The following is a 25,995-nucleotide window of genomic DNA, read 5'->3' as shown; positions in this document are numbered from 1 at the left end:
AATTGCAGCCCATGCAGCTGTTTAAATAAAGGGGAGAGTATATATGTTAACGACAAACATTGAGCTGAAACCAAAAGTGAAAGCGTTTTTAAATGAAGAAATTAAAATGTTTATTAATGGCGAATTTGTTCCTTCTACTAGTGGGAAGACGTTTGAAACTTACAATCCAGCGACAGAGGATGTTCTTGCGGTCGTGTGTGAAGCGCAAGAAGAAGATATTGATATCGCAGTAAAAGCGGCAAGATCCGCATTTGAATCAGGTCCTTGGACAGAAATGACTACTGCTGAAAGAGCGCATCTTATTTATAAACTAGCAGATTTAATTGAAGAGCATAAAGAAGAATTAGCACAGCTAGAAGCATTGGATAATGGGAAACCCTATCAAGTTGCACTTGAAGATGACATTGCAGCGACAGTAGAAAATTACCGTTATTATGCGGGTTGGGCTACAAAAATTATCGGGCAAACGATTCCGATTTCAAAAGATTACTTAAATTACACACGCCATGAACCTGTTGGCGTTGTAGGCCAAATTATTCCGTGGAATTTTCCACTCGTTATGTCTTCTTGGAAAATGGGAGCTGCACTTGCGACAGGTTGTACGATTGTATTAAAACCGGCAGAGCAAACACCTTTATCTTTACTATATACAGCGAAGCTTTTTAAAGAAGCTGGTTTTCCAAACGGTGTTGTAAACTTTGTACCAGGTTTCGGTCAAGAAGCAGGAGCTGCAATTGTAAATCATCATGATATTGATAAAGTAGCTTTCACAGGTTCAACAGTTACAGGAAAATACATTATGCGTCAATCTGCAGAAACAATTAAACATGTGACGTTAGAACTAGGTGGGAAATCACCAAATATCATTTTAGAAGATGCTGATTTAGAAGAAGCGATTAACGGTGCGTTCCAAGGCATTATGTATAATCATGGTCAAAATTGTAGCGCAGGATCTCGCGTGTTCGTTCATCGGAACCATTATGATACAGTAGTAAACGAACTTGTAAAAATGGCAAATGACGTAAAGCTTGGAGCAGGTATGGAGCAGGAAACTGAAATGGGGCCGCTCGTATCTAAAAAGCAACAAGAGCGTGTGCTAAATTACATTGAACAAGGAATAGCTGAAGGAGCTATTGTTGCAGCTGGTGGAGAACGTGCATTTGAAAAAGGTTATTTCGTCAAGCCAACAGTATTCACGAACGTTACAGACGATATGACAATCGTCAAAGAAGAAATATTTGGACCAGTCGTAGTTGTACTCCCATTTGATTCGACGGAAGAAGTAATTGAAAGAGCGAATCGCTCATCTTACGGACTTGCAGCGGGGGTATGGACACAAAATATTAAAACAGGACATCAAGTTGCCAATAAATTAAAGGCAGGAACAGTGTGGATTAATGATTATAACTTAGAAAATGCTGCTGCACCATTTGGTGGATATAAGCAATCTGGTATTGGACGTGAGTTAGGTTCATATGCGCTTGATAATTATACAGAAGTGAAGAGTGTTTGGGTAAATATAAAGGAATAATGGAATAGAAAGAGGATGCGGGCAACTGGAAGGTATGATAAAGGTTGTCCGTTTTCTTATATATAAAATTGCTTTTTCAAAAGAATTATAAGGGGGATTTGGATGGAGAAGTTAGTAGAATGGTTAGTAGGGCAAGTATGGAGTATTGGTTTAGTTGTTTTCGCATTAGGAGCAGGAGTGTATTTTACAATTGCTACTCGTTTTTTACAAATTCGTTATTTTAAAGAAATGATTAAACTACTTTTTGAAGGGAAAAGCTCAGAGACGGGAATCTCATCTTTTCAAGCATTTTGTTTGGCGTTATCAGGTAGGGTTGGAATTGGGAATATTGCAGGGGTAGCGACAGCAATTGCTTTCGGCGGGCCTGGAGCTGTATTTTGGATGTGGGTAATGGCTCTATTAGGAGCAGCTAGTGCATTTGTTGAATCAACATTATCTCAAGTATATAAAAGTAAAGTCGGGAATGAATATCGCGGCGGTACACCATATTTCATTGAGAAAGGCTTAAAAATGAAATGGTTTGCGGTCATTGTAGCAGTCGTTGTAACACTTTCATATGGCGTTTTATTACCAGGTATTCAATCTAGTAGTATCGCTGTTGGATTTGAAAACTCTTCTGGCATTAGCAAATATGTAACTGGTATATTTTTAGTCGTATTATTAGCAGCAATCATTTTTGGTGGAGTAAAAAGAATTGCAGGCGTTTCTCAAATGCTTGTTCCATTTATGGCAGTGGGTTATGTAATTGTTACATGTATAATATTAATTGCGAATGTAACAGAAATCCCGAATATGTTCGGTCTTATTTTCTCAAGTGCATTTGGTGTGAATGAAATGTTTGGCGGAATTGTTGGGGCAGCTATTGCCTGGGGCGTAAAGCGCGCAGTATTTTCAAATGTAGCAGGTGTTGGAGAAGCGACGTATAGTTCTGCCGCTGCTGAAGTATCGCATCCTGCAAAACAAGGGTTAGTTCAAGCATTTTCCGTATACATCGATACAATTGTCGTATGTACAGCGACAGCTCTTATGATACTAATAACAGGTAAGTACAATGTAACACCTGAAGGGAAAAGTGCTATTGTACAGAATATAGGAAATGTGGAAGCGGGTCCAATTTATACACAACAAGCAGTTGAAACAGTTATGACAGGGTTTGGGCCATTATTTATTTCAATCGCAATCTTCTTCTTCGCATTTACAACGTTACTCGCTTACTACTATATCGCTGAAACGACGCTTACTTATTTAGATCGTGGGCTCAAATATAGTTGGTTAAAACCAGTATTAAAAATTGGATTTTTAATTATGGTTTACATCGGTAGTGTAGAATCAGCCTCGCTTTTATGGAATCTCGGGGATTTAGGAATTGGTAGTATGGCATGGTTAAACCTAATCGCGATTCTACTATTAAGTAAAACAGCATTAAAAGTGTTAAAAGATTATGAGACGCAGAAAAAAGAAGGAAAAGATCCAGTTTTTGATCCTAAAAACGTAGGGATTGAAGGTCTAACGATTTGGGAAGAGCGGAGTAAAGAGGGTGAAAGAAGAAACTCTAAAGAAAAAGTGTCGGTGGATGATGGTGTTAAGTTTTAAACATGCAAATTTCCGGAATTAAAAAACTGAAAATTCAATCTTTTATAAAAGTTAAATATGGTCTTTGTTTTGTCTTTAACAAGGGGGGATTGATCTTAATAAAAGAAAAAGGGATTTTAGAATCTTGTTGTGTCTAAGTTGCAATTTCTAGAGATTTGAAAAGTACTAAACGTTGATTTCAGTGCAAGAGTGCATGGTGAAATTGAAAAATCCAAGTCATTAAACGCAAGAAAGCTCTCCTTAAAATAAACTTGTAAGGAGAGCTTTTTATTTTAGCCTAATTTTTTTGAAAGAGTTTCAATTGTTTCATATAGTCAATAGCTTTTGTTTTATTTCTTTGCTTAGAAACATATTGTGCTTCGTTTAAATCTCTATAATAATTATTAAATATTTCTTCAGAAAGAATTCCATCAGAGATAGCTTTTTTAACCGCGCATTGTGGTTCATTTGTATGCGAACAGTTAGAAAACTTACATCTCCTAGATATATCCGCTATATTTTCATACCCAAAATCAAAGTTACCTTTATGATTTATTAAGTCAAATCCCATCTTACTAATAAGCAATCCCTCCACTTTTGAAAGAGTTTTTTAGAATCATACATATAAATTTTATCATTTTCAATCTGTATTTATTTTTAACCGCCAATTGTTACAATGCATTAATTTACCTGGTGGGTACTCAAATTCGCAATCAGAAATAAATGTAAAGTTAAGCTTACGACAAACTGCATTTGAAGCAGGATTATGAATTGAAGGGAAAGCATGTATAAAGTTATATTTATTCTCTTTCATTGCTGCATCAATTGCTAGTTTAACTGCGAGTGTTGCTATTCCTTTTCCTTGAAATTGAGGTAGTACGCTCCATCCAATTTCATATACACTTTCATCATTCCAAGTAGTTTTCCAATACCCGACAGAACCAACCTCCACAAAATCGGGAGATTGAGTAATACTAAACATTTGCCCGCTATCACCAAGTTTAAGATAACGTTTATGTCGTTTTAAAATTTGTTCTTTCGTTTCAGGTCCTCCTAGATATTCCATCATTTCTGGGGCGTTTATTTTAAAAAGGAGATTAAGGCTGCTTTCTTGCCAAGTATTAATTTGTATTTCACGTTCTCCACTTCTTCCTAAAATATATATCAACTCCTTAAACTGCTTTTTTATTTTATTTCTTTGATTGATGGGAGAACTCTTTCTTCAATAATTTCGCTCTTGTGCTGAAGTGATGGTGTTTATTTCAATATTCTATATCTTCATAAATTGATTTCTCTACATCAGAGAGAAGTGTGTATATGCTCTTACCGATTAAAGATTCTAATTCTTTCTTAATTGCATAGAATCCTTTCCAATGTAATGAGGTATGAGAGGTTGTGCCATGACGTAAACCAACGGAAACCAATCTTCTTTCAAGCGTAGTAAAGCCATCCGCGTCAGCGAGAGCATCACAGAGGGTAATTACTTTATTATATAAGTCGTAGTCACTATGTTCATTCAGTGTGTCAACCAACTGGATTTTCATATGATCGGGAACAAGACTCCACTCCGCTGCGATATCTATATGTTCATTTTTGCAAGGAAATGAATGCGTCACACATATAATGGCGTTTCCGGTATACCCTAAATCATTCATGTACATATAGCCATCATAGGAATGAATAACAGATTTGGTAAAACCTTTGTATCTTCCTATATCATGCAGGAGGGCAGCATTGTATGCTACGTCAATATCTAGGTCATACCCATTTTCAATAAGTTCTACAATTACTTTTTCAGTTGCATGGGCAACATGAATTGAATGTTCGAACCAAGGACCTGGGTTTTGTTCATATGCCCACTCGAGTAATTCTCTTGCGTATGTCCTATCTAATATATACTTCATATAGGTATCCTTTCTCTAAAAAATCATATCTTAAATAATTTCATCTTAATATTTAATTATTCCTGCTTTAAAAATTGTTAAAATAAAAACAAAAGGGGGAAAAGTAATGCAGAATTTAGTAATTGAAGAAATTAAAATAATAGAAGATAGTATTGAAGAACTATCTAAACTTTTGAAAACGGTAGTAGATGATGGAGCATCAATTGGTTTTTTACCTACACTTGAACAAAAAGAAGCAACAAATTATTGGCAAACGGTTTTAGCACCAGAAGTGATATTGTATGTTGCTAAAGTAAACAATGAAGTGGCAGGTAGTATTCAATTACACTTAGTTACAAAGCCTAACGGGATCCATAGAGCCGAGATTTGCAAGTTAATGACTCACCCAAACTTTAGACGTAACGGTATTGGACGTTCACTTATGCAAAAAGCAGAAGAGAGAGCAAAACAAGAAAACAGGTCTCTTTTAGTATTAGATACTAGAGAAGGAGATCCTTCTAATAAATTGTACAAGTCATTAGACTATCAAGAATCCGGTAAAATACCAGGGTATGCAATTTCTCCGAATGGTGAGTTAGATGCAACGGTAATTTATTATAAAATGATTTAGTACCTTTCTATGTAAAAAATGATGGTGGAGTTAGACCAAAAACAACAGTAACCCATGAGGCGAATGTACCTACTGATCGAAGTGGATATCATCTTATTTTAGCGGTTTGGGAAATTGCAGACACAGGAAATGCATTTTATCAAGTTATTGACGTGGACCTTGTAAATAATGGTTTAGCTGCAAATTTAGCATTTAACAATGTAGTGTAAGTTCCTACATTATTTTAAGAAAAGGTAGCCTTTGATCATCTAAATCATCTTAGATGATCTTTTTTTGTGAAAACGATGTAAAATATAGAAGAAAGTGCAATTATTTATAAAAAAATGTGTCTAAAATATTGTCATATTTGCTTCTTTAAGATATCCTTTTCATGAAGAGGTGGAAATAATGGAAAAAGTACTAGTTTTCGGGCATAAAAACCCAGATACAGATGCAATTTGTTCTGCAATTGCTTATGCAGAATTGAAAAAAGAATTAGGAATGAATGCTGAGCCTGTACGTTTAGGCGAAATCAGCGGTGAAACTCAATTTGCGTTAGACTATTTTAAAGTAGAAGGACCGCGTTTTGTTGAGACAGTAGCAAACGAAGTGGACAATGTTATTTTAGTTGACCATAACGAGCGTCAACAAAGTGCTAACGATATCGAATCTGTTCGAGTGTTAGAAGTTATTGACCATCACCGTATTGCTAACTTTGAAACAAGCGATCCTATATACTACCGTTGTGAGCCAGTTGGTTGTACAGCTACAATCTTAAACAAAATGTACAAAGAAAATGGCGTTGCAATTCGTAAAGAAGTTGCAGGTTTAATGTTATCTGCAATCATTTCAGATTCTTTACTATTCAAATCTCCAACTTGCACAGAACAAGACGTTGCAGCTGCTCGTGAACTAGCGGAAATCGCTGGTGTTGACGTAGATAGCTACGGATTAGAAATGTTAAAAGCTGGTGCTGATTTAAGCGGAAAAACAATGGAGCAATTAATCTCCCTTGACGCTAAAGAATTCCAAATGGGTAACGCGAAAGTTGAAATCGCACAAGTAAACGCTGTTGACACAAACGACGTTCTTGTACACCAAGCGGAACTTGAAAAAGTTATCTCTGCAGTAGTAGAAGAAAAAGGTTTAGACCTATTCTTATTCGTTGTAACTGACATCTTAACTAACGACTCTGTCGGTCTTGCGATCGGTAAAGCAGCAAACGTTGTTGAGAAAGCATACAACGTAACATTAGAAAACAACACAGCTACTTTAAAAGGTGTTGTATCTCGTAAAAAACAAATCGTACCAGTACTAACAGAAGCATTCCAAGCTTAATATTATTGAGTACGGATAAACAGGAAGGACAAGTAGTCAGATTGGCTGCTTGTCTTTTTTTTCTCTTTTAAAATGATAGAAAATTAGAATTTTTAACGAGGAGGCTTGCGTATGTTTAATGGCTCAAAGACGTTAAAATGGGATAAAAATAGGAAATGTTATGACTTGGAAACGTTGGAAAACAAATTTCGATCACTTTTAAATCAAAATATTTCTTCTGTTGCTGAATTAGAGGAATGACTAATGAAGGAACAGCGTTTAACTGCTGAAGTGGAAGAGGTGTTAACGAGTCATTTAATTGCTGTGTATAGAGATTCAAAAGATAGTGCTATGCGTGATTTACATAAGTATAATCAAAATGCAATTCAACCACTTTTAAAAAAATATAATGCAAAATTTGATCAGAAATTTATTGATTGTCCGTTTTCGAAATTATTAGATGAACGAAAATACGGATATATGAAAAAAATAAGATTGGTGAAGAGCGAAATATTTAATGAAAAGAATATTTCTCTTGCCGTTAAGGAAGAGGGTCTTATAACGAAGTATAGAGAAATTATGTCTAACATAACAATCAATTGGGATAACGAAATAAGGACGTACGCATACGTTAAAGCAAAGTTAGATAACCCAAATAGAATCATTCGTGAAAAGGCATGGCATGCTTTATGTGAAGCAAGAAGTGTAGTAAAACCAGAAATAGATTGTATTATGAATGAACTTGTACAATTACGGAATCAAATAGCCCTAAATGCAGGGTTTAACAATTATAGCGAATATATTTTTAAGCTAAAAAACAGAGAATATAGTATTGAAGACTGTTATGTGCTTCATGAATCTATAGAGAAGCTTGTTGTACCCGTATGGAAACGATTAGGCAATCTTTTTAAAAGGGATCTTGGTGTAAAAGCGTATCGTCCGTGGGATCTTGCTCCTTGTACATTGCGGAAAGTTTCATTTCAAAATTCCAATGATTTATTGGATGGGGTTGAAGAGATGTTACGAAAGACGGATTCATATTTTCATGAGGAATTTATTCATATAAGGAAATCAGGATTAATTGACGTAGAAGAACGGGAAAATAAGGCGCCAGGAGCTGCTTGTTTTACTTTCCCTCATAGTAAAGATGTTTTTGTTTATTCTAATTTTAGCCCGTCATTTAACGCAATTAATGCACTCATACATGAAGTGGGTCATGCGCTTCATTTCTATAAACAGTTTAACAATGAAAGTAGTATGCAAGAAAAATATCTTCGTGAAGAAGTAGCTGAGCTGTATTCTCATAGTCTCGAACTATTACTAATGGATAAGCTTGATATTTTTTATAAGGAAGAGAATGAATATAAAAAAGCACAACAAGAACAACTGCATCGGGCTTTGTCTTTATTAATTACGCCAGTTTTAGGAGATCTATTTCAGCACTGGTTCTATACAAATCCAAATCATTCATCAGAAGAACGGGATGAGAAATATCTTGAATTATGTAAAAGGTATAAATTTTCATCAGTCGATATTACAGGCTATGAGGAAGGAATTGGTGCGAGTTGGATAGAATCGTTCCATTATTTTCAGTATCCTTTTTACAAAATTGAATATGCAATTGCACAATTAGGAGCACTACAATTATTTCAAATATATCGGGAGAATCAAGAAAAGGCGATTACTTTGTTTAAAGAAGGAGCGAGTACGGATTGGAATTTATCTATACAGGAGATTTATGAAAATACAGGTGTTACATTTGATTTTTCGCAAGAAGTTGTACAAAGTACTGCCGGGGCTGTACTTGATATGATAAGCGAATTAAAATAAGGATAGCATCCGCTATCCTCCCGAACGTTTATTCATAAGATCGTTTCTTATTTATATAAAATGTAGCAATAGCAGCAATAATGAAAATAGGTATTGCGTACGCTTGCCCAACAAATAATTTCCATCCTACAGAATTATAGCCGTCAGATGCTGGAATGATAATTGCGATGATACAAACAATAATATAAGCTAATAATGCTGGAAGTATATTTTTCATAGGTGTTCACCTCCTTTTAATACTAACATTATGTCTATATTTATATAATACATGATAAATTCGAATTTGGAAGATTAAGTTTTAAATATATGTTTTTTGTAATAGTGTAAATAAGTGGTAATTTAAAAAGTGGATGATATATATAATGATATAGGAGTGATTTGTATAATGGACAATATATTAAATAGAATGAAGCAAGATATAAATATGGAGTTATTATATGAGCTATGGCCTAACTTTAAGAGAGCTGCTTTTGCATTGTATGATGATGAGTATGTGTATGTATTTCAGCATCCATTATTTCTAATAGACGAGGAGGATGGGTATACCGTTTTAAATTGGAATGAACAATTTAAAACGGTATACCCATCATATTCAAAGATTATCCAACTGCCATCGTAAATATAAATAGATATAGTGATTATGAAAGTTTACTTGCGATTGTGGTGCATGAACTTTTTCATTGCCATCAATATTTGAATGAAGAAAGTAGATTTCCAAATGAATCTCTAGGATTCCAATATCCTATATTAGAAGTAAATATTGAATTACGTAATAAAGAACGAATTTGTTTATATGATGCTGTTCATTGTAAGTCACAAGCTGAGAAGAATAACTATATTAAGAAATTTATTGAACTAAGAGAGCAAAGGGCTAATTTTATGAAAGAAGAGTTTGTAACATACGAGTGTATGGTTGAAAGTATAGAAGGGCCTGCTTGGTATGTTGAAATGAATGCTTATAATACAGTATGTAATAATGATGAAAGCGAAACATTACGAAAATATAGTAGAGTAATTTTAGATGCATATGAAGCTAATTGCAATATAAGAAAGAGTTGCTATAGCTCAGGAATGCTTTTATGTTTATTATTAGATGAAATCCTTCCTGAGTGGAAAACGAGCTTCTTTAATAGTGATAAATCGCTATATACTTTTTTAAAACAAAATATAAATGTGGATTTGAGTTTAAACAATGATATTACAATAAGTAATGAAACAAAGCAAATGATTCATTTTGTTCAAAACGAAAGAGACAAGGATCTTAAAGAATTTAATGAGAAAAAAGGAAATCACCTGTATATTATAGGGGATATAAAATTAAATATGTTTAATCCAATGAACGTAAATTTAAACGGAAATAAAGCATTACATAAAACCTTTTTAAGTGTAAGTATACATAATAAAACATATATGATAAATCAGCCTGTTTTAGCATTTTTTGAAGAAGAATATAAAAATATGAAACAAGTTCATATCGTTATGAATGAAAAACCGGTAGAAAAAAATAATAGTTGGAACGTTGTGGGGATTGGAGACATAGAAGCTGAATATGAAGAAGTGGAGAATTCTCTATTTTTATATTTAAAAAGTTAGAAGTGAGGTAAGAAATAACGATGAAAAGATTATGCATTATTCCGTGTGGAAAAAAGAAAATTTGGGATAAGTACCCAGATTACGGCCCGACAGAGGCAAAAGATGTATATATTAGTCCATTCGGAAAAGCATGTCAGGCGTACGCAGCGGAGTTTTTCAGGAACTGGGTTATATTATCAGCAAAGCATGGATTTTTAAGACCAAATGATATTGTACAGGAAAACTATGATCTTGCATTTGATTCAAAGAGTATTGAGATTATTAGTTTAGAACAATTACAAAAACAGATGGTTGAAAAAGATTTACTTCAGTTTGATGAAATTGTCTTACTTGCGGGGAAGAAGCATAAAAAAGTAGTGACGAAGTTATATCCAGAAGAAATCATTACATATCCGTTAGAAGGATGTAGAGGGATTGGGTATATGTTACAGAGGTTGAATGGGGCTGTGGAAGCGCAGCAGGAAGTAAAGGGATGAATTAGTAATTGTCTGGTCACAAAATTGGTCACATTCTGATAATCTTTTCGAGTACGTCAGATACTGACTTATCCATACTCGGCAATATACATGACTGTATACATCAAGAGTAGTCTTAACTGAGCTCCCTACAGCTTGCTGTACGCTCAAAGGAAGGGAAACCTTCCCTAGAGTAAGATTGTATTTAAATTTGTGATTTTGTAATCCACGCCTACATAATTACATATATCTATCTTGAAAACACTTCTATTTTTACTTTATTAGGTGAAACAAATAGAAATTATATTTTACTTTATAAAAAGGGTAGGCCTACTAAGGGATTTTTAATTTTTTTAACTTGTTTTTTAAAATCTAATTTTTTGATCCCTTTCTATAAAATAACGATTTTGTTTTTTTTCTATTTCGCTCACATTTTTGTAACGCACAAATTAGTATATAGACAAGTAGATGTTCTATAATTTTCCTAGCAAATAACAATAAATTTGCATTTCTTATTGGCCCTTACTTTCGAGTAAGGGCCTTAAATATTCCTTTTTCAGTTTAAAATACCACTCCCAAAGATAATCACATCCACTTTGGTATCAAACTGAGCTTTTTTATAATCAAATTTCTTCCAAGCTTTAGGGTGATAAGCAATCAACTGCCTACCAACTCCAAACGCATCGCAATTTACTTTCTGTAATTTATTAATAATTTTCTTTGATTCATCTGTTAATTCTTTAGATAGTTGCTTACTTACTTACTTACTTTCTTTTTTTCTTTCGCTCGACCTAAATGGCCGCGCGGATATTCAAGAACCGTAACAAGCAATTTTAATTTAATCGTAACATGAACATTACCGCTTTTATCTGTAATAACGTTCATTTCCCGTTTAACTTGTCCTTTTTTCACTTCAACACTCACATAATCTTTACCATTAATCTTCTTCGTGATATGCGCCTTCTCCCCAACTTTCCCCTTGAGTAATGTAAATAAAACACATTGGTCAAGGGGTAACCGTCCAGTCAATTTATCATTATGAAACAAGGCTAGACCATTGGTAACTATTTCTTTACCTTGTATTTTTATTGACGGTAGAGTAAAATCTTCACCTTTGTCTAGAATTTTTTTAAAAACACTTTCCAAGTTTTCTACAGGAAAATAACTGCGCTCTTCAAGTGTGTTTACTTTCTTCTTCAGAAATTCTCCAATCATTAATTTACCAATTTTTTTCTTTTCCAAAATTTCAGATGATAACCCATCCACTGAAACTAATTTCACTAAAGATGTAGGATTGCCGGGATCCCTAAATGCTACATCAAGCGTTGGAAAAATTCCCTTTTTCTCAAGTGCTTTTCCATATAGCTGTAAACCATATTTTATATAGCTTATATCTCCAGTTGTATTCGTTCTCATTTTATCAGTAGTATCTTGCGCCGTATTCTTAATTGCAGAATGTACCTCATTTGTTAATTTTGAGTTCATGTGCACAATCTCTACCGTTTGTTTCAAACTTTTGTTTTTATATGAATCATAACCTAAGCTATAAGCAAGACGTGATTCTCTAAGTGGTTTTTGATCCCAACAGCCGACAAGGAAGATAAAACATATAAATATATATAATTTTTTCATGATTATAATTTTTACTTTTCATGAAAAAATATACCAAAAAGGATCTATAATAGCTCTTTTTACTTTCTTAAACAAAGGTATGCTTATCTCACCTTTAAAGAAGCTAAAAGTTCAACTTTAATGCAGTTTATCAAAACAACAAAAGAGAGTATATGATTAAAGTACGTGACCTAATAATTGAGGTCACGTACTTTTTTACTATAAAAATCAACATCATTGTTTAACATAACCATAGATAAAAATAGTTCATTGTTATTGATTGTCCAAACCAATGGGATAAAGCGTCGCAACTCTTTTCAAAACATCGTGACTCTATTTTAAATGTAAGGAGAAAAATGGCACATACAATGATGCATAATTTAGACGTTCTTTTTGGCGTAATTTTCTCCTTTCTTATTTCTTAATATGGCATAAAAAAGAAATAAAAGAGGAAGGACAGCAATGAAAATATAGGTGAGATTATCCGTGAACTTTGCTATGATTTTTAGCTTTTCAGGTGTGTTAATAAATAAAGCAACGCTAAAAGAGATAAGAGCGACAATTGGAACGGCCTTCTTATGATTATTAAGTTTAAAGATATTCTCTATTCCTACCGAAGCGGCATAATAATAGCTGGCATAAGAACATACAACAGTTATCATCCATATCGGAATGAAAATTAAATCAGTTCGATCTATGATACCGATATGAAGGGAGCGTAGTAAATATATAACGGGTTGAGGAATTAATTCGATTTGATTAGGGCTAAACACGATATAACAAATCCATACAGTAAAAGTGTAGAAAATGGTTACAAATCCGTTCGCAAGAGAAATAGCCTTAAGCTTTGCTGCAGGTTTTCCTTTTACAAATGGATAAGCAATAAGTATAATTTCGAAACCATACAATGCTGTTATTGTTTCTTTTGATGCTCGAATAATATTCCACCAACCAGCTTCTGTAATTGGAAAGGGATAAGAAAATTCGGCACGGGTAAGACCAATTCCAATTAAAAAAGCCATTGGGATAATTAAAATGAGAGTCATGTCGTAAAATCGAACCATGACTTTAAATGTGCTATAGATTAAAAAAGAGGAAGCGATTGGACCCAAAATGAGTATAACTGGCCAAGGTGTTGCTTGCAAAATCCATATTTTAATAATGTTCCCAGAGCTTACCATAATGGTCGTTCCGATGAGAATGAAGTAAATAATATAAGAGAAACCAAATATTTTTCCTAATATATCCCCGAACATTGTGCGAACAATTTCATAGATGGTTACTTCAGGGAATCTTTTTAATAAAATCCATATAATTAAAATAAAGATTTGAACAATAAGCCCAGCTATTAGTGTAGAAATCCATCCGCCACCTTTGGCAATATAATGCAGTCGATTCGGGAGGGTAAGTATACCTACACCGATTTGACATTGAGCAACAAAAAATGAGAATTGCGTAAGTGTAATTTTACTTTGCGTGTTTATCACCGTTCTCATCCTCTCTAGTTACCAGCTGTCTTATCATTTTTTTAGGTTTTGAATCATGAGGACGTTCCCAAAAAGACCAAATTGGGAGTCTTATAAAAGCATCTTTCATATCCTTAATCCGAAGTGGTGCCACTGGAGAAAGATATGGTGTATGAAAAGAGTGAAGCTGACATAAATGAATGAAAGTTATAATTAAACCGAATGAAATACCAAGATAGCCAAAGATAGCAGCTAAAATCATTAATGGAAAACGAAGGATTCGGACGGCCGAACTCATATCGTTTGATGGAACGAGAAAAGATGCGATTGCTGTTAAAGCTACGACGATAGTCATTATATAGGAAACAAGTCCAGCTTTTACAATTGCATCACCGATTACTAAGCCACCTACAATACCGATTGTTTGTCCTACTCGGCTCGGTAGACGAATTCCAGCTTCTCGCAATAATTCAAAGATTAATTCCAGTAGTAAGGCTTCAAAAATGGGCGGAAGTGGTACTCTTTCTAATGAAGCTTTAATTGTATTAACAAGCTCCAGTGGCAGAACATCGGAGTGGAAAGCCACTGTTGCAATATATATAGCAGGTAAGAGAAAGGCGATTAAAAAACTCGTGAGGCGAATCATTCTCACGAAAGAACCGACAATCCACCGATTGTTATAATCATCCGGTGATTGATAAAAGGAGAATAATGTTACAGGAACAATAAGTGCTGCTGGATCTCCATCCGATAAGATAGCAACCCTTCCCTCCATCAAGTTAGCGGCAACTCGGTCTGGACGTTCTGTATTTAATTGCTGTGGAAATGGTGAAAAGGATGTATCCTCAATAAATTCTTGTATATAGCCTGGTGGCATAAGGGAGTCCGTTTTAATGGTTTGTAATCTTCTTTTTACTTCTATAACAAGATCATCGTTGGCCAAATTTTGCATATATACAATAGCAACTTTAGTATGCATTTCTTCACCAAGGGTAAAATATTTAACCACTAAATTTTGATTTTTAATAAGTTTACGAATGGAAGCTAAGTTAGTAGCTAAATCTTCGATAAAACCGGTATGTGGACCGCGGACAATCCCTTCATTATCAGGTTCCTTTATACTCCTTTTTAAAGATAAAGCTGTCTCGAAAATACAAAAGCTTTGTACCTCTTCATGAAAATATAAAGATTTTCCTTGTAGTAAAAGTTGTATGCCATACAGTAAGTTCGTTTCTTTTTTCATGTTCAATGTAGAAAATGCCTCATCGAGAGATAATTCAGCTTGGGTTAATATAGGTTCGAGAGCTAATTGATGAATTAAATTAGGGTCTGCTAAAGATTCAATGTATAACATCGTTCCTTTTCCGTTTTGAAAAGGAACGTCGAGTTTTTTTAAATCGTCCGAATGAAATAGCTTATTTTCAATATAATTAATATTTTCTGCGAGTGATGGAAACATATGCTTCATTTTGGTTGTTGATTGCTGTGAGTTTTGTTGAGTCTGTGTCATAATTTTCACCCCATATCGAATAAAACCATGCTGTTAATTTTTGTTTTTTATAGGAAAATTATGCTTATCAATTCATCATACATGGCTCTTTTTTTGTTCTTAATTTTTATTTCTAACTAAACGATTTTCAGCTTAATTTATAGACTTTGAATAAAGTGAAATGTCCCTTATAAAACAACTAGCTTAATCTTCTGCTTTAAAAGTTTTGAGGTTTTTCAACATATAAACCTAAAATATATCCACATTTCAAACAGAAACATGAATGGAAATCTAATTCACACGCTCATTTTTATTTTGAACTTCCGTTTCAGGTGATAATTTTTCAACCAGTAATATAAATTGATGAACTGATAGATTCTGTTTTTGACACCAGGAAACTTTTGATAATCCACTGTTTTTATAGTCTTGAATATAAGTTTCCTATGCTTTCTTTAATAGGTGACTGTTTATAAAAAAAACATGTAGTAAGCAAGGGGAACTACTCACAGGTGGAAGAATCAAAGAGGGTGATTCATTGGTTATACGGAGACAGGAATATTTCAAAGAAGGGGATATCATCTTAGTGAATATGGATATAGGGCTGACTTTGAAGAGAGTGGCATGTAAGAAAGACCCTTAAGTTGTTCTTTGTACGATAGACTCGAAAGAGTACTTTGAAGTAAGTACTCTTTTTTGTGTATGAATCTTTTAAATTCCATTTTGAACAGATTTTTTTTCAATTTCCCATGTAGCTTGTTTTTTAATTTTTAAAGCTACATTAGTACCGTTAGATTCCTTATAAAAGATATATCCGTGGTCTGATTTAACGTAAGTTGAAGGTTCACTTATGCAATCTTGAGAACAAGATGTATTGATAAGCTCAATTAAGGATAGTTCGCTCAGATCGGTTTTACTAGCCTCTATAAGTGTATCAAGGTTCGTTTTGCGAAAGCCTTGTAAGTTTACATGGAAATTCTTTTCTATTTCTCCAGTAACGCTAGTATTCATTGCTTCAACTGAATTTTTTTTTTCTAAAAGAAAACCATTTCCATAAAGAAATTTTGTATATCCAAGCCACGCGATTAAAAATAGTATAAAAAATACACCAACTGTTCTAAGTCTTCGAAGCCGTTTACTTACGATTGATTCTGAATATTTCATTCAGCCTAATCCTCCAATGTTTTTATTTTAAAGTATGCTTGGGTACATATATTTAGAAGGAGATGAAAGTTATCGAGTTAGTGATTCAAAAAAAGAAAGCATCTGAAGTTAGGTGCTTTCTTTTTGAATACTTTCTGCTATCTGTTAGTTACATGTTTCATAAGAGGTCTTATTTCTTTAACAGGTGGTTTTTTATGATATACATCAATGTAAGAAAAATAATAATTTAAATTTCTAAGGAGACCTTTTCCTATTTTTGCACTTAAGAAAGGGAATACTTGTCCAGTATAATCATCGAGAGATTTACAATAGTATTTTTCATCTAAGTAAATACTGTATTTACAAGTTAGTTCTACTAATGAATTACCTTCATCATCAAATACTTCTTTAGAATCAATTATGTCTATTAGTGCAAATTTCTCATTCAGATAAACTTTTTTCTTTTTCTCGTATTTATTAGTAAGGATAAAAACGAGACCAATGGCGTTAATCAAACTATTTCCTCCTATAAAAATGGCTATTAATAAAATATATCGATATAAGCTAAATGTAAAGAGGTGAGGTGTAAATATCATATAGATAGAAAATTTAACAAGCCGATTTGAAGAGAAATCGGCTTGTTTTATTGAAATACTTGAGGAAATTGTTTTACGATTGCATCCGTTATAGTATCAGCCATTTCCAATGCTTCTTTTTCAATTTTATCGTACAGTTTTACGCCTGAAGCATAATCTTTATTTAAAATGGCGAGTGCTTCAGCTTTTGTTAGTGCTAGATGCTCATAAAACATCTTTCTAAAGTCTTCCTTATCTATATACGGGTTAATACTGTGAAGAAAATCAGTAATTTCATCTGCGTTTGCATACCATTTTTTCTCTATAGATGAAGCGGCATTTTGATCGCCTGCTTTTGCGGCTTTAACAAGGTCAGCAGCAAGCACTAAGTGGTCTTTAATTAATGCACTATATTTTTCAACTGCATTTTCACCATAGAACGGTTCAAGAGATAGTCCCATATGTGTTGCGTTTTGTAGAAGACGTCCCACAGTAGCATCTACATCTGGTAAGTCAAAGATGATGCTTATAATAGCTAATCTCGTCCAAGCGACATGTTGTTCCCATAAAGAACGCATATAACCTTTTAAAAAGTTCTCGTTTTTACTAATTCGGTAATTTCGTGTTAATAAATCAAAGTTCCCATAAGGGTTATGAGTGGGGGAGTAATATGATTGCCAATAAGTATACATAAATAGTGACACTCCTTTGAACATGTATACATCACAGTATGATAACCGTTATTTTTAAGTTACGTGTCCAAGAATTTTTTCGAGAATAGGAATAGGAGTGGATTGAAATGATGAATAAAAACCTGATTGCGTTATATACGAATTAAAGGAATTTCAAAATAAAAGAGGCCCTGCAAGGGAAGATGCAGGACCTCAAAAGGGTATTGCCGAGATGTCGGACTCGACTACGTAATATTAACATAAAATTCTCTCAAAAAGATCTGGTAAATGTGTCCAAATGAAAAGGGTGCTTTTTAATAAAGTTAAAGGGATCTGCTTCCCGCGGCAGATCCCTTTAACTAGATAATGTTGATGAGCAAAAACTCATCTGGAGTACTTTCATAGTAACAAATGAAATTCACTTTGTGTATTGAGAAAAAAAGAATTGTTTAAATGAATGTAACTGATTTGTAGTTTGCTTTTATTGGATAATAATCATTTGTAGTGAGTGGAATAGGGTCCTAAAATGGAGAAAAGACTTGTAATCCAGATTAGGATACATTGGAATATGTAATTATAAAAAAGACCTGCTAATTTAAGCAGGTCAACATAAGGGGTTTATCCAACAGATTATTATATATGGTAACAACTGTATTGTAGTAAGTCTATACGTTTTATATTGAGAAAATTAGTGTGAATAATTTATTTTTGACACATGTATTAACGCCTAAAAAGTTGAGAAAGGAAATTAAATAGCTTTCTATAAGAAAATAAAGGCTGATACTTATAAAATGATTCATATTTCCACGCATCATTATTAGAGAATTGGAGTTGATTATTTGACGCTTTAGGCTGGATAGAGCTATTGTAACGACGTTTCATATTTTAACCTCCTCAAATTCATATGTATACGATTAGTAGTATTCTAGGAAGGCAAATAAAATGAATATTTATATTGAAATTCTTTCTTCTTGTGTACTAGATTTGTGTTTTGCGAGAATCAGTTTGATGAGAGATTATATATAACTCTTTCATTCATCACTTTCATGACGCATAAGTGATGATATAATAGAAATAGATGAAAGATATAGAAAAGCAGGTGACTCTTTTTTGTTTACAAAAGCTCAAGAACTTTTAGCGTCTTATTTCGGTTATTCGTCATTTCGAAGAGGACAAGATGAAACAATTAAAAATGTATTAGATGGGAAAGATACGGTTTGTATTATGCCTACGGGCGGTGGTAAGTCAATTTGTTATCAAATTCCCGCATTAGTATTCGAAGGAACGACGTTAGTTATATCACCTTTGATTTCACTTATGAAAGATCAAGTAGATACATTAATACAAAACGGTATTTCCGCTACATATATTAATAGTTCTATTTCTATTACAGAAGCAAATCAACGAATTCAATTGGCGAAACAAGGACATTACAAGTTACTTTACGTGGCGCCTGAGCGTCTTGATTCTATGGAGTTTGTTGACCAACTTATGGATATGAAAATCCCGATGATTGCGATTGATGAGGCACACTGTATTTCACAGTGGGGACATGATTTCCGCCCGAGTTACTTACATATACACCGCATATTAGATTATCTTCCAGAAAAACCGCTAGTTTTAGCGTTAACCGCAACAGCAACACCACAAGTACGTGACGATATTTGTAGCACACTTGAAATTAATCAAGAAAATACAATTATGACAACGTTCGAGCGCGAGAACTTATCGTTTTCGGTGATTAAAGGACAAGATCGTAATGCATATTTAGCAGATTATATTCGTCAAAATCAGAAGGAATCTGGGATTATATATGCAGCTACAAGAAAAGTAGTCGATCAATTATATGAAGATTTAGGGAAAGCAGGAGTTTCGGTATCGAAATATCATGCAGGTATGAGCGATCACGATCGAAATGAACAGCAAGAACTCTTTTTACGAGATGAAGTCAGTGTTATGGTAGCAACATCTGCATTCGGTATGGGGATTGATAAATCGAATATTCGTTACGTTATTCACTATCAACTTCCGAAAAATATGGAAAGTTACTATCAAGAAGCGGGACGTGCTGGTCGTGATGGATTAGATAGTGAATGTATTTTGTTATATTCTTCACAAGATGTGCAAGTGCAGCGCTTTTTAATTGATCAATCAACAGGAGAATCTCGTTTTTCTAATGAGCTTGAAAAACTCCAAAATATGACTGATTACTGTCATACAGAACAATGTTTACAATCATTTATTTTACAGTACTTTGGAGAAGAACCGAAGGAAGATTGTGGTCGCTGTGGTAATTGTACTGACGACCGTGAAAGTATCGATGTGACGAGAGAATCACAAATGGTACTATCTTGTATGATCAGGACGAATCAACGATTTGGAAAACAAATGATTGCACAAGTATTAACTGGATCGAAAAATAAGAAAGTCATTGAATTCAATTTTCATACTTTGCCTACGTACGGGCTTTTATCAAACCGTAGTGTAAAAGAAGTTAGTGAGTTTATTGAGTTTTTAATATCAGAGGAGTTAATCGCAGTTGAACATGGTACGTATCCGACATTGAAAGTAACGGAAATAGGAAAAGAAGTATTACTTGGTAAAGAGAACGTTTTACGCAAAGAACGAGTAGAAACGAGACAAATTGTTCAAGACCATCCTTTATTTGAAGTACTTCGTGAAGTGCGTAAAGAAATTGCACAAGGAGAAGGTGTACCGCCGTTCGTTATTTTCTCTGACCAAACGTTAAAAGATATGTGCGCGAAAATGCCGCAAAGTGACTCTGAACTCTTAACTGTAAAAGGAATTGGAGAACACAAACTTGTGAAGTACGGTTCTCACTTCTTACAAGCAGTTCAGCACTTTATTGAAGAAAATCCAAACTATGCTGAAACAATTAAGACGGAAGTTGTTACAGAGCGTAAAAAGTCAGGGAAAGCATCAGCAAATTCTCATTTAGAAACGTATGAAATGTATAAACAAGGCATTAATCTAGGTGAGATTGCGAAAAAGCGTGATCTATCAAGACAAACAATCGAAAATCATTTAATTCGTTGCTATGAAGATGGTATGGAAGTAGACTGGAAAAGCTTCGTTCCAGCAGAGTATGAATCTCTTATTGAAAATGCCGTACAAAATGCAGAAGGTGGTTTGAAATCAATTAAAGAACAACTTTCAGATGAAGTGAGTTACTTTATGATTCGCGCTTATTTACAAATGAGGAAGTAGAGACATATAAAGGGGATAGGGATATATGCATCACGTTTTCGTTTATGGTACGTTAAGAAAAGAGCAAACGAATGCTCATTATATGCAAGGTGCAACATGTATCGCAGATGGAGCATGGACGTATGGGAAATTATTTGATACTGGAGAAGGGTATCCAGCAATGATTTGTTCAAGCGAGGAAAAAGTATTTGGGGAAATTTATGAAGTAAATGATGATGTGCTGCAAAAATTAGATGAGCTCGAAGAATATACAGGTAATGCAGAGGCTGATCTATATGACCGGCTTACACAATCAGTATATTTTGAGGATAGAGAAATACATGTATATGTGTATGTTGCTCAAGATAAAGAAATGTTGAAGAAGGTTATCATTTCTGGTGATTGGGTGAAGTATCAAAAAGGAAAATGAAAGCAGCTATAAAATAATGTGAAAGCAGATAGTAGAATAATTCGCTATCTGCTTTTTACTATAGTTTTGGTTGTAATTACTTAAGTATTTTTTAATGAATCTTCTTCAAAGTTTTTATAAGCTTCGTCCATTCCCATAATTACATCTTTAATTTTCATGTGACCTTCGGTATTAATAGAGTGATCTCTAATTTCTTCCCACATATAGTGATATTTTTGGATGTTTTTCGTTTCACACATGATTATGTCAGTATAATCTTTTCCAGGTAACGCTTCTGCGTCAAAGAAACGCACATGTACCTCAGGGTATTTTAAAGTAATTTCTTTTAGTTCATTAGCTCGTTTTCCCCGTTCGTCACGAGACATTGCAAGCCAAGTTGGATAAAATTCTACTAAAACAATAAAAATGTGATTCATCCTTCATTCCTCTCATTAGTTGCTTTATGGTTAAATCATAGCACATGATAGTATTTAAAATCTTCATATAAAGGTTTATTGTTTTATAGGTGCGCAAAATAAAGAGGAAGGAGCATCAAAATTTATCGAATGGGAAAAATTGCGAATAAAGACCGATTTTCATTTGAATATTCCGTTTATTTTGATAATATATAAGTATAGGTAATAAATAAGGGGGATTCTTAATGGGTATCAGAAATTTAGTTTCTCACCTGTAGTAGAAAAAACTATTACAGGAGGAGAATAATAATGAACGAATTAAATGTGAAGGAATTTTACAAAAAACAATTTGAATTGCTAAATTATGATATAAATACAGAAAGCTGGCTAGAGCAGGTTGCTAAAGAGGTACAAGAACAAATTGGATATCCGTTTCAAACGATGCTGGAACTTGGTGCAGGGAATGGTGGATTTGCACGAGCGATGTCTAAGTTACATGTGAGAATGACAACTGTTGAACTTGTATCAGAGCTGGTTTCCTTTGCAAAAGAACATTCCAGTAGTGATATTGCCATTCATTGTGGAGATTTCTATCAAATTAACTTTGAGGAAAAATTTGATGTGGTTAGTTATTTAGATGGATTTGGTGTAGGAACAAATGATGAGCAATTGTTTCTATTAAAACGGATTAATGATTGGATGAAGGATGATGGATGTGCACTTATTGATATTTATCAACCTTTGTATTGGAAAAAGGCAAGTGGACGAGAAATGCCGATAGGTTCTGCTATGCGAAAGTATGAATATGATAGTGAAAATGAGAGAATGCTAGATCATTGGTGGGAAACTGTTTCTTCAAATGACATCGTGACACAATCTTTACGCTGCTATACATTAGATGAGATTAGTAATTTATGTGCAGAGGCGCGTTTAAATATAGTTGGGATTTTCCCAGGAGGAGCGTATGATTTTGAAGAGCGGAAATATAAAGAGCAAGCATCTTTAAATGAATGTTTATCATATCGTATAAAAGTAAAAAAGAGTAGGGATTAAATCCTTACTCTTTTTATTTTTATAGTGTGAATAATTGGGGGTCTTCAGTACCTAATTGTCGTTCTTTTTTTATTCTAATGGATCTTAGTACGATCCCAATTCCAAGAAATAAAACAGTAGCAGCGACTCCGCTAATAGGATTCAACCAAAAATCACTACCATTTGTAAATGTAATGATGTCCGTTTTATATAAATTAAACTTGAGACTTGAGGATAAAAAGAAAGATAGCAGGAGAGTATGTGCAGGAAACTTTGTCTGATAGAGTAAAACCATTTCAATTAGTAGAAAGTAGCAGTTTTTGCACACATCACTTTATTATATGTGTAGTTGTATGATTTAGATGTTGTATATTTTTATAATGTAAAAATAGCATTTGAATTTCAAAATTTAAAAGGTGAAAAGTAAGTTTTTTCGGAAAATTTAATTTGGAACTATTGACTTTATGAATGGATTTTTAATACAATTGTATCTCGACTGAAAAAATTGGAACGGACAGGAGGGAATCATCAAAATGAGCAACATATTTGAAGAAGAGTTACAAACAATGAAAGATACTTTATGTACGATGGATGATCAATTAGAACAGCTTGAAAAAATCCCGGTGTATTATGGAGAAGATTTTAAAGAGCAAATTCTTGAAAGTATGAGGGAGTCTAATAGACAAAACTTACGTATTGGTGTACAAGAACCTTACTTTGGAAGACTAGACTTTCAAGAGGATGGAAAAGAAGCAGTTATGCCGATTTACATCGGTAAAGTAGGTGTTTCAGATAAAGACACGATGAAACCAATTGTAATTGATTGGAGAGCACCTGTCGCAAGCATGTTTTATTCATTTACCGGTGGAGAAGAATTAGCATTTTATCAATCACCAGACGGATTAGTAGAAGGCGATGTTTATTTAAAACGAAACATTTCCATTCGAAAGAGAGAATTAGAACGTGTTGTTGATACATATGTGAAAGGAAATGAAGATGTCTCGCATGCTGATGATTTTCTTCTATATCGATTAGGCGAGAATAAAGACAATAAATTGAAAGATATCGTTTCGACTATACAATCGGAGCAAAATGATATTATTCGTGCGGAAAGAAACTTACCATTATTAATTCAAGGGGTTGCAGGGAGCGGAAAAACAACAATCGCTTTACATCGCCTTGCTTTTTTAATTTATGAATATCGTGAACAACTAGAAGCGGAGAGAATGATTGTATTCGCTCCAAACAGTTTGTTTTTAGACTATATTTCGAGTGTACTTCCTGAACTAGGGGTAGGTAATATTAGTCAAACAACGTTTCCGGATTGGGCATTACGTACGTTAGATGATTCGGTGAAACTGAAGCAGACAGAAGAAAAATTGAAAGAAGCATTTTCGATTAATCGTGATGAAAACAAGGTTATGCTTGGTAAATTAAAGGGTACGCTGGAATTCAAGTCGTTTATTGAAGAAAGAATGGCTCAATTTGAAAAAGATTTAATGCCGACAAAAGATTTTGAAGCATGGGATAAAGCAGTTATTCCAGTGGAAGACGTTAAAAAATGGATGCAAGTTGAATATAAACATTATCCATTAAAGAAAAGAAGAGAACGTTTAGTCGGCCGAATGAAGCGCTGGATTGAAATTGAACTTAAAAAGTTTGGAGAAACAAACGAGAAAAAGTTACTAAAAAAAGAAGCGACAAAGAGATTGAACACATATATGAATTTTTGGCCGAAAATGAGCCCGCTGTCACTATATAGTTCGATGATGAAGAGTAAAGAAATACTCGAAGTATTACCTGAAGAACTTGTTCAAGAAACAGAAAAGAATTGCCGTAAAAAAGAAGTATATATAGAAGATTTACCAGCTTTAATTTATATACATCATCGTATAACGGGTATTGAAATCGGACAGAAGTTTCATCACGTCGTTATTGATGAAGCGCAAGATTTTTCACCATTCCAAGTTTATGTATTAAAAGAAATTACACTAGGTAATTCTTTCACCATATTAGGTGATTTATCTCAAGCGATTTATGATTATCAAGGAATTGAAGACTGGAATGCCTTTAAGGAAGTATTCCAAGAAACTGGTTATTATGAACTGACGAGAAGTTATCGTTCTACAAAAGAAATTATTGAATTTGCAAATGAAATAATTAAAAATGCAGAAATACCAGTAGGACTCGCAACACCAGTTTTCCGTAGCGGTGAAGATGTGAAAGTGATCCATGCAGAAGATCAATTCACTGAAATTGTGAAGACGTTAAAACATCTACAAAATGAAGATGTGAAAACAATTGCGGTAATAGGAAGAACAGACGATGAATGCCGCGATATGTATGAGAAATTAACAAATGCAGGACTAAAAGTGAACGTGATCGAAGCGGATCAAAGTAAATATGAAGGTGGCATTTCAGTGGTACCTGTCTATTTAGCGAAAGGTTTAGAATTTGACGCTGTACTGATAATCGATGTGGATGAAGAGAATTATAAAAATACAAAACATGATGCGAAGTTACTGTATGTCGGATGCACGAGATCACTTCATGATTTATGGATTTTCCATAGTGGGGAAGCATCCCCTTTAATTAAAGGATTAAAATAATAAAAAAATTCAAGAGGCTTTTCTAATAATGAACAGAAAAACCTCTTGTTTTTCTATATAAAGATTTGGGGGAGAAAATGATAATGATTACAAAAGTAATAACAAAAAGAAATTGGGAAATCGCAAAAACAACTGGGGAGATTAATGAAGCCTCACTTAAAGAAGAGGGATTTATTCATTGTTCATTTTTGGGGCAAGCTTTAAAAGTTGCCCAAAAACATTTCAATTATGAAGAAGATGTTTTATTACTTACAATTGATCCATCCCTGGTAAAAGCAGAAATAAAATACGAACTTGCTTCTAACGGTCAAGAATATCCGCATGTATATGGAGTAATTAATGTTGAGGCGATTGTAAATGTTGTCCCATTCCTTAAAGAAAAAGGAGAATTTAAATTACAAGAGATACATAGCTAAAAGTGTTATTGGCATTACAGTTTGCTAGTGAGCTACAAGAAAATAAGAAAAGTACAAATTATAAAGTTTGTGCTTTTTTTCTGATTTTTATAAAAATCAATTGTTTTTGTCACAAGGATACTGTACGATACATAGTATAAAACACATACTGTATGACATATAG

General features: G+C 33.7%; 22 protein-coding genes and 5 pseudogenes. 13 read left to right on the top strand and 14 right to left on the bottom strand.

All coding sequences use genetic code 11. The features are described 5' to 3' along the window. The first annotated feature begins 43 nt into the window (after nt 1-43). Together VK90_RS05400 and VK90_RS05395 are read left to right on the top strand one after the other, a co-directional pair. Nucleotides 44-1,531, top strand: coding sequence for an aldehyde dehydrogenase family protein (locus tag VK90_RS05400; protein ID WP_048371024.1), 1,488 nt, complete (start codon nt 44-46; stop codon nt 1,529-1,531). Nucleotides 1,532-1,633: 102 nt separating this feature from the next. Next, nucleotides 1,634-3,124: an alanine/glycine:cation symporter family protein gene (locus VK90_RS05395; protein WP_048371020.1), complete on the top strand. Its 1,491-nt coding sequence runs from the start codon at nt 1,634-1,636 to the stop codon at nt 3,122-3,124. Between the two features lie 277 nt (nt 3,125-3,401). Here VK90_RS05395 and VK90_RS05390 read toward each other — a convergent pair whose 3' ends face one another. The 3 genes from VK90_RS05390 to VK90_RS05380 form a co-directional block, all read right to left on the bottom strand. Then, on the bottom strand, nt 3,402-3,674 hold the full coding sequence (locus VK90_RS05390; protein ID WP_048371019.1) for a hypothetical protein: 273 nt from the start codon (nt 3,672-3,674) through the stop codon (nt 3,402-3,404). A 69-nt stretch (nt 3,675-3,743) separates the two neighbouring features. Then, nucleotides 3,744-4,268: a GNAT family N-acetyltransferase gene (locus VK90_RS05385; RefSeq protein ID WP_048371253.1), complete on the bottom strand. Its 525-nt coding sequence runs from the start codon at nt 4,266-4,268 to the stop codon at nt 3,744-3,746. A 97-nt stretch (nt 4,269-4,365) separates the two neighbouring features. Beyond that, a complete protein-coding gene (locus VK90_RS05380; RefSeq protein WP_048371018.1) occupies nt 4,366-5,007 on the bottom strand; it encodes an HD domain-containing protein in 642 nt (213 codons plus the stop codon). A gap of 106 nt (nt 5,008-5,113) precedes the next feature. Here VK90_RS05380 and VK90_RS05375 point away from each other — a divergent pair, with 106 nt between their 5' ends. The 4 genes and pseudogenes from VK90_RS05375 (at nt 5,114) to VK90_RS05365 (ending at nt 8,743) form a co-directional block, all read left to right on the top strand. After that, nucleotides 5,114-5,617 (top strand): GNAT family N-acetyltransferase, encoded by a 504-nt coding sequence (locus VK90_RS05375; protein WP_048371016.1) that lies wholly within the window; start codon nt 5,114-5,116, stop codon nt 5,615-5,617. Beyond that, a pseudogene (locus VK90_RS28085) lies at nt 5,611-5,826 on the top strand (lytic polysaccharide monooxygenase); the annotation flags it as partial. The gene VK90_RS05375 and the pseudogene VK90_RS28085, both read left to right, overlap by 7 nt. A gap of 178 nt (nt 5,827-6,004) precedes the next feature. Beyond that, the gene (gene ppaC, locus VK90_RS05370; protein WP_048371014.1) at nt 6,005-6,934 is read left to right on the top strand and encodes a manganese-dependent inorganic pyrophosphatase; all 930 of its coding nucleotides are present in this window, start codon (nt 6,005-6,007) and stop codon (nt 6,932-6,934) included. A 111-nt stretch (nt 6,935-7,045) separates the two neighbouring features. Next, a pseudogene (locus VK90_RS05365) lies at nt 7,046-8,743 on the top strand (M3 family oligoendopeptidase). Between the two features lie 28 nt (nt 8,744-8,771). On the opposite strand, the gene VK90_RS05360 reads toward VK90_RS05365, so the two are convergent. After that, nucleotides 8,772-8,960 (bottom strand): DUF4017 family protein, encoded by a 189-nt coding sequence (locus tag VK90_RS05360; protein WP_048371012.1) that lies wholly within the window; start codon nt 8,958-8,960, stop codon nt 8,772-8,774. 168 nt (nt 8,961-9,128) lie between these two features. Here VK90_RS05360 and VK90_RS29765 point away from each other — a divergent pair. Together VK90_RS29765 and VK90_RS05350 are read left to right on the top strand one after the other, a co-directional pair. Then, nucleotides 9,129-10,336, top strand: a pseudogene (locus VK90_RS29765) (peptide ABC transporter permease). 20 nt (nt 10,337-10,356) lie between these two features. Continuing rightward, nucleotides 10,357-10,812, top strand: coding sequence for a DUF6884 domain-containing protein (locus tag VK90_RS05350; protein WP_048371010.1), 456 nt, complete (start codon nt 10,357-10,359; stop codon nt 10,810-10,812). A 535-nt stretch (nt 10,813-11,347) separates the two neighbouring features. Here the strand turns inward: VK90_RS05350 and VK90_RS05345 are convergent. The 8 genes and pseudogenes from VK90_RS05345 to VK90_RS30130 form a co-directional block, all read right to left on the bottom strand. After that, nucleotides 11,348-12,423 (bottom strand): annotated as a pseudogene (locus tag VK90_RS05345) (Ger(x)C family spore germination protein). A gap of 359 nt (nt 12,424-12,782) precedes the next feature. Continuing rightward, nucleotides 12,783-13,889, bottom strand: a complete 1,107-nt coding sequence (locus VK90_RS05340; protein WP_048371008.1) for a GerAB/ArcD/ProY family transporter — start codon at nt 13,887-13,889, stop codon at nt 12,783-12,785. Next, complete coding sequence (gerKA, locus tag VK90_RS05335) at nt 13,870-15,378, bottom strand: spore germination protein GerKA (RefSeq protein WP_048371006.1); 1,509 nt, start codon at nt 15,376-15,378, stop codon at nt 13,870-13,872. The genes VK90_RS05340 and gerKA overlap by 20 nt, the downstream gene beginning before the upstream one ends. A gap of 270 nt (nt 15,379-15,648) precedes the next feature. Continuing rightward, a complete protein-coding gene (gene tnpA, locus VK90_RS31360; protein ID WP_442853649.1) occupies nt 15,649-15,789 on the bottom strand; it encodes an IS66 family insertion sequence element accessory protein TnpA in 141 nt (46 codons plus the stop codon). A gap of 276 nt (nt 15,790-16,065) precedes the next feature. Beyond that, nucleotides 16,066-16,518: a hypothetical protein gene (locus VK90_RS05330; RefSeq protein WP_048371004.1), complete on the bottom strand. Its 453-nt coding sequence runs from the start codon at nt 16,516-16,518 to the stop codon at nt 16,066-16,068. A gap of 137 nt (nt 16,519-16,655) precedes the next feature. Continuing rightward, nucleotides 16,656-17,012, bottom strand: coding sequence for a hypothetical protein (locus tag VK90_RS05325; protein ID WP_048371002.1), 357 nt, complete (start codon nt 17,010-17,012; stop codon nt 16,656-16,658). Nucleotides 17,013-17,140: 128 nt separating this feature from the next. Further along, nucleotides 17,141-17,764: a hypothetical protein gene (locus VK90_RS05320; RefSeq protein ID WP_048371000.1), complete on the bottom strand. Its 624-nt coding sequence runs from the start codon at nt 17,762-17,764 to the stop codon at nt 17,141-17,143. Between the two features lie 699 nt (nt 17,765-18,463). Continuing rightward, on the bottom strand, nt 18,464-18,625 hold the full coding sequence (locus VK90_RS30130; protein ID WP_082147796.1) for a hypothetical protein: 162 nt from the start codon (nt 18,623-18,625) through the stop codon (nt 18,464-18,466). Between the two features lie 228 nt (nt 18,626-18,853). Here VK90_RS30130 and recQ point away from each other — a divergent pair, with 228 nt between their 5' ends. Together recQ and VK90_RS05310 are read left to right on the top strand one after the other, a co-directional pair. Then, nucleotides 18,854-20,971, top strand: a complete 2,118-nt coding sequence (gene recQ / locus VK90_RS05315) for a DNA helicase RecQ (RefSeq protein WP_048370999.1) — start codon at nt 18,854-18,856, stop codon at nt 20,969-20,971. 25 nt (nt 20,972-20,996) lie between these two features. Then, nucleotides 20,997-21,380: a gamma-glutamylcyclotransferase family protein gene (locus tag VK90_RS05310; protein WP_048370996.1), complete on the top strand. Its 384-nt coding sequence runs from the start codon at nt 20,997-20,999 to the stop codon at nt 21,378-21,380. Nucleotides 21,381-21,460: 80 nt separating this feature from the next. Here VK90_RS05310 and VK90_RS05305 read toward each other — a convergent pair whose 3' ends face one another. After that, complete coding sequence (locus VK90_RS05305; RefSeq protein ID WP_048370994.1) at nt 21,461-21,796, bottom strand: darcynin family protein; 336 nt, start codon at nt 21,794-21,796, stop codon at nt 21,461-21,463. 288 nt (nt 21,797-22,084) lie between these two features. On the opposite strand from VK90_RS05305, the gene VK90_RS05300 reads away from it, so the two are divergent. Next, nucleotides 22,085-22,828: a class I SAM-dependent methyltransferase gene (locus tag VK90_RS05300; RefSeq protein WP_048370984.1), complete on the top strand. Its 744-nt coding sequence runs from the start codon at nt 22,085-22,087 to the stop codon at nt 22,826-22,828. 19 nt (nt 22,829-22,847) lie between these two features. Here the strand turns inward: VK90_RS05300 and VK90_RS29760 are convergent. Continuing rightward, nucleotides 22,848-23,012 (bottom strand): annotated as a pseudogene (locus VK90_RS29760) (CPBP family intramembrane glutamate endopeptidase); the annotation flags it as partial. Nucleotides 23,013-23,340: 328 nt separating this feature from the next. On the opposite strand from VK90_RS29760, the gene VK90_RS05295 reads away from it, so the two are divergent. Together VK90_RS05295 and VK90_RS05290 are read left to right on the top strand one after the other, a co-directional pair. Next, on the top strand, nt 23,341-25,416 hold the full coding sequence (locus VK90_RS05295; protein WP_048370983.1) for a HelD family protein: 2,076 nt from the start codon (nt 23,341-23,343) through the stop codon (nt 25,414-25,416). Between the two features lie 83 nt (nt 25,417-25,499). Further along, entirely contained in the window at nt 25,500-25,832 is a 333-nt protein-coding gene (locus tag VK90_RS05290) for a DUF952 domain-containing protein (RefSeq protein ID WP_048370982.1), read from the top strand. Nucleotides 25,833-25,995: the final 163 nt, after the last annotated feature.

Source organism: Bacillus sp. LK2 (assembly GCF_001043575.1).
Lineage (GTDB): Bacteria > Bacillota > Bacilli > Bacillales > Bacillaceae_G > Bacillus_A > Bacillus_A paramycoides.
The sequence above is the reverse complement of the archived record's forward strand: the minus strand, read 5'-3'. Positions and strand labels throughout refer to the sequence as shown.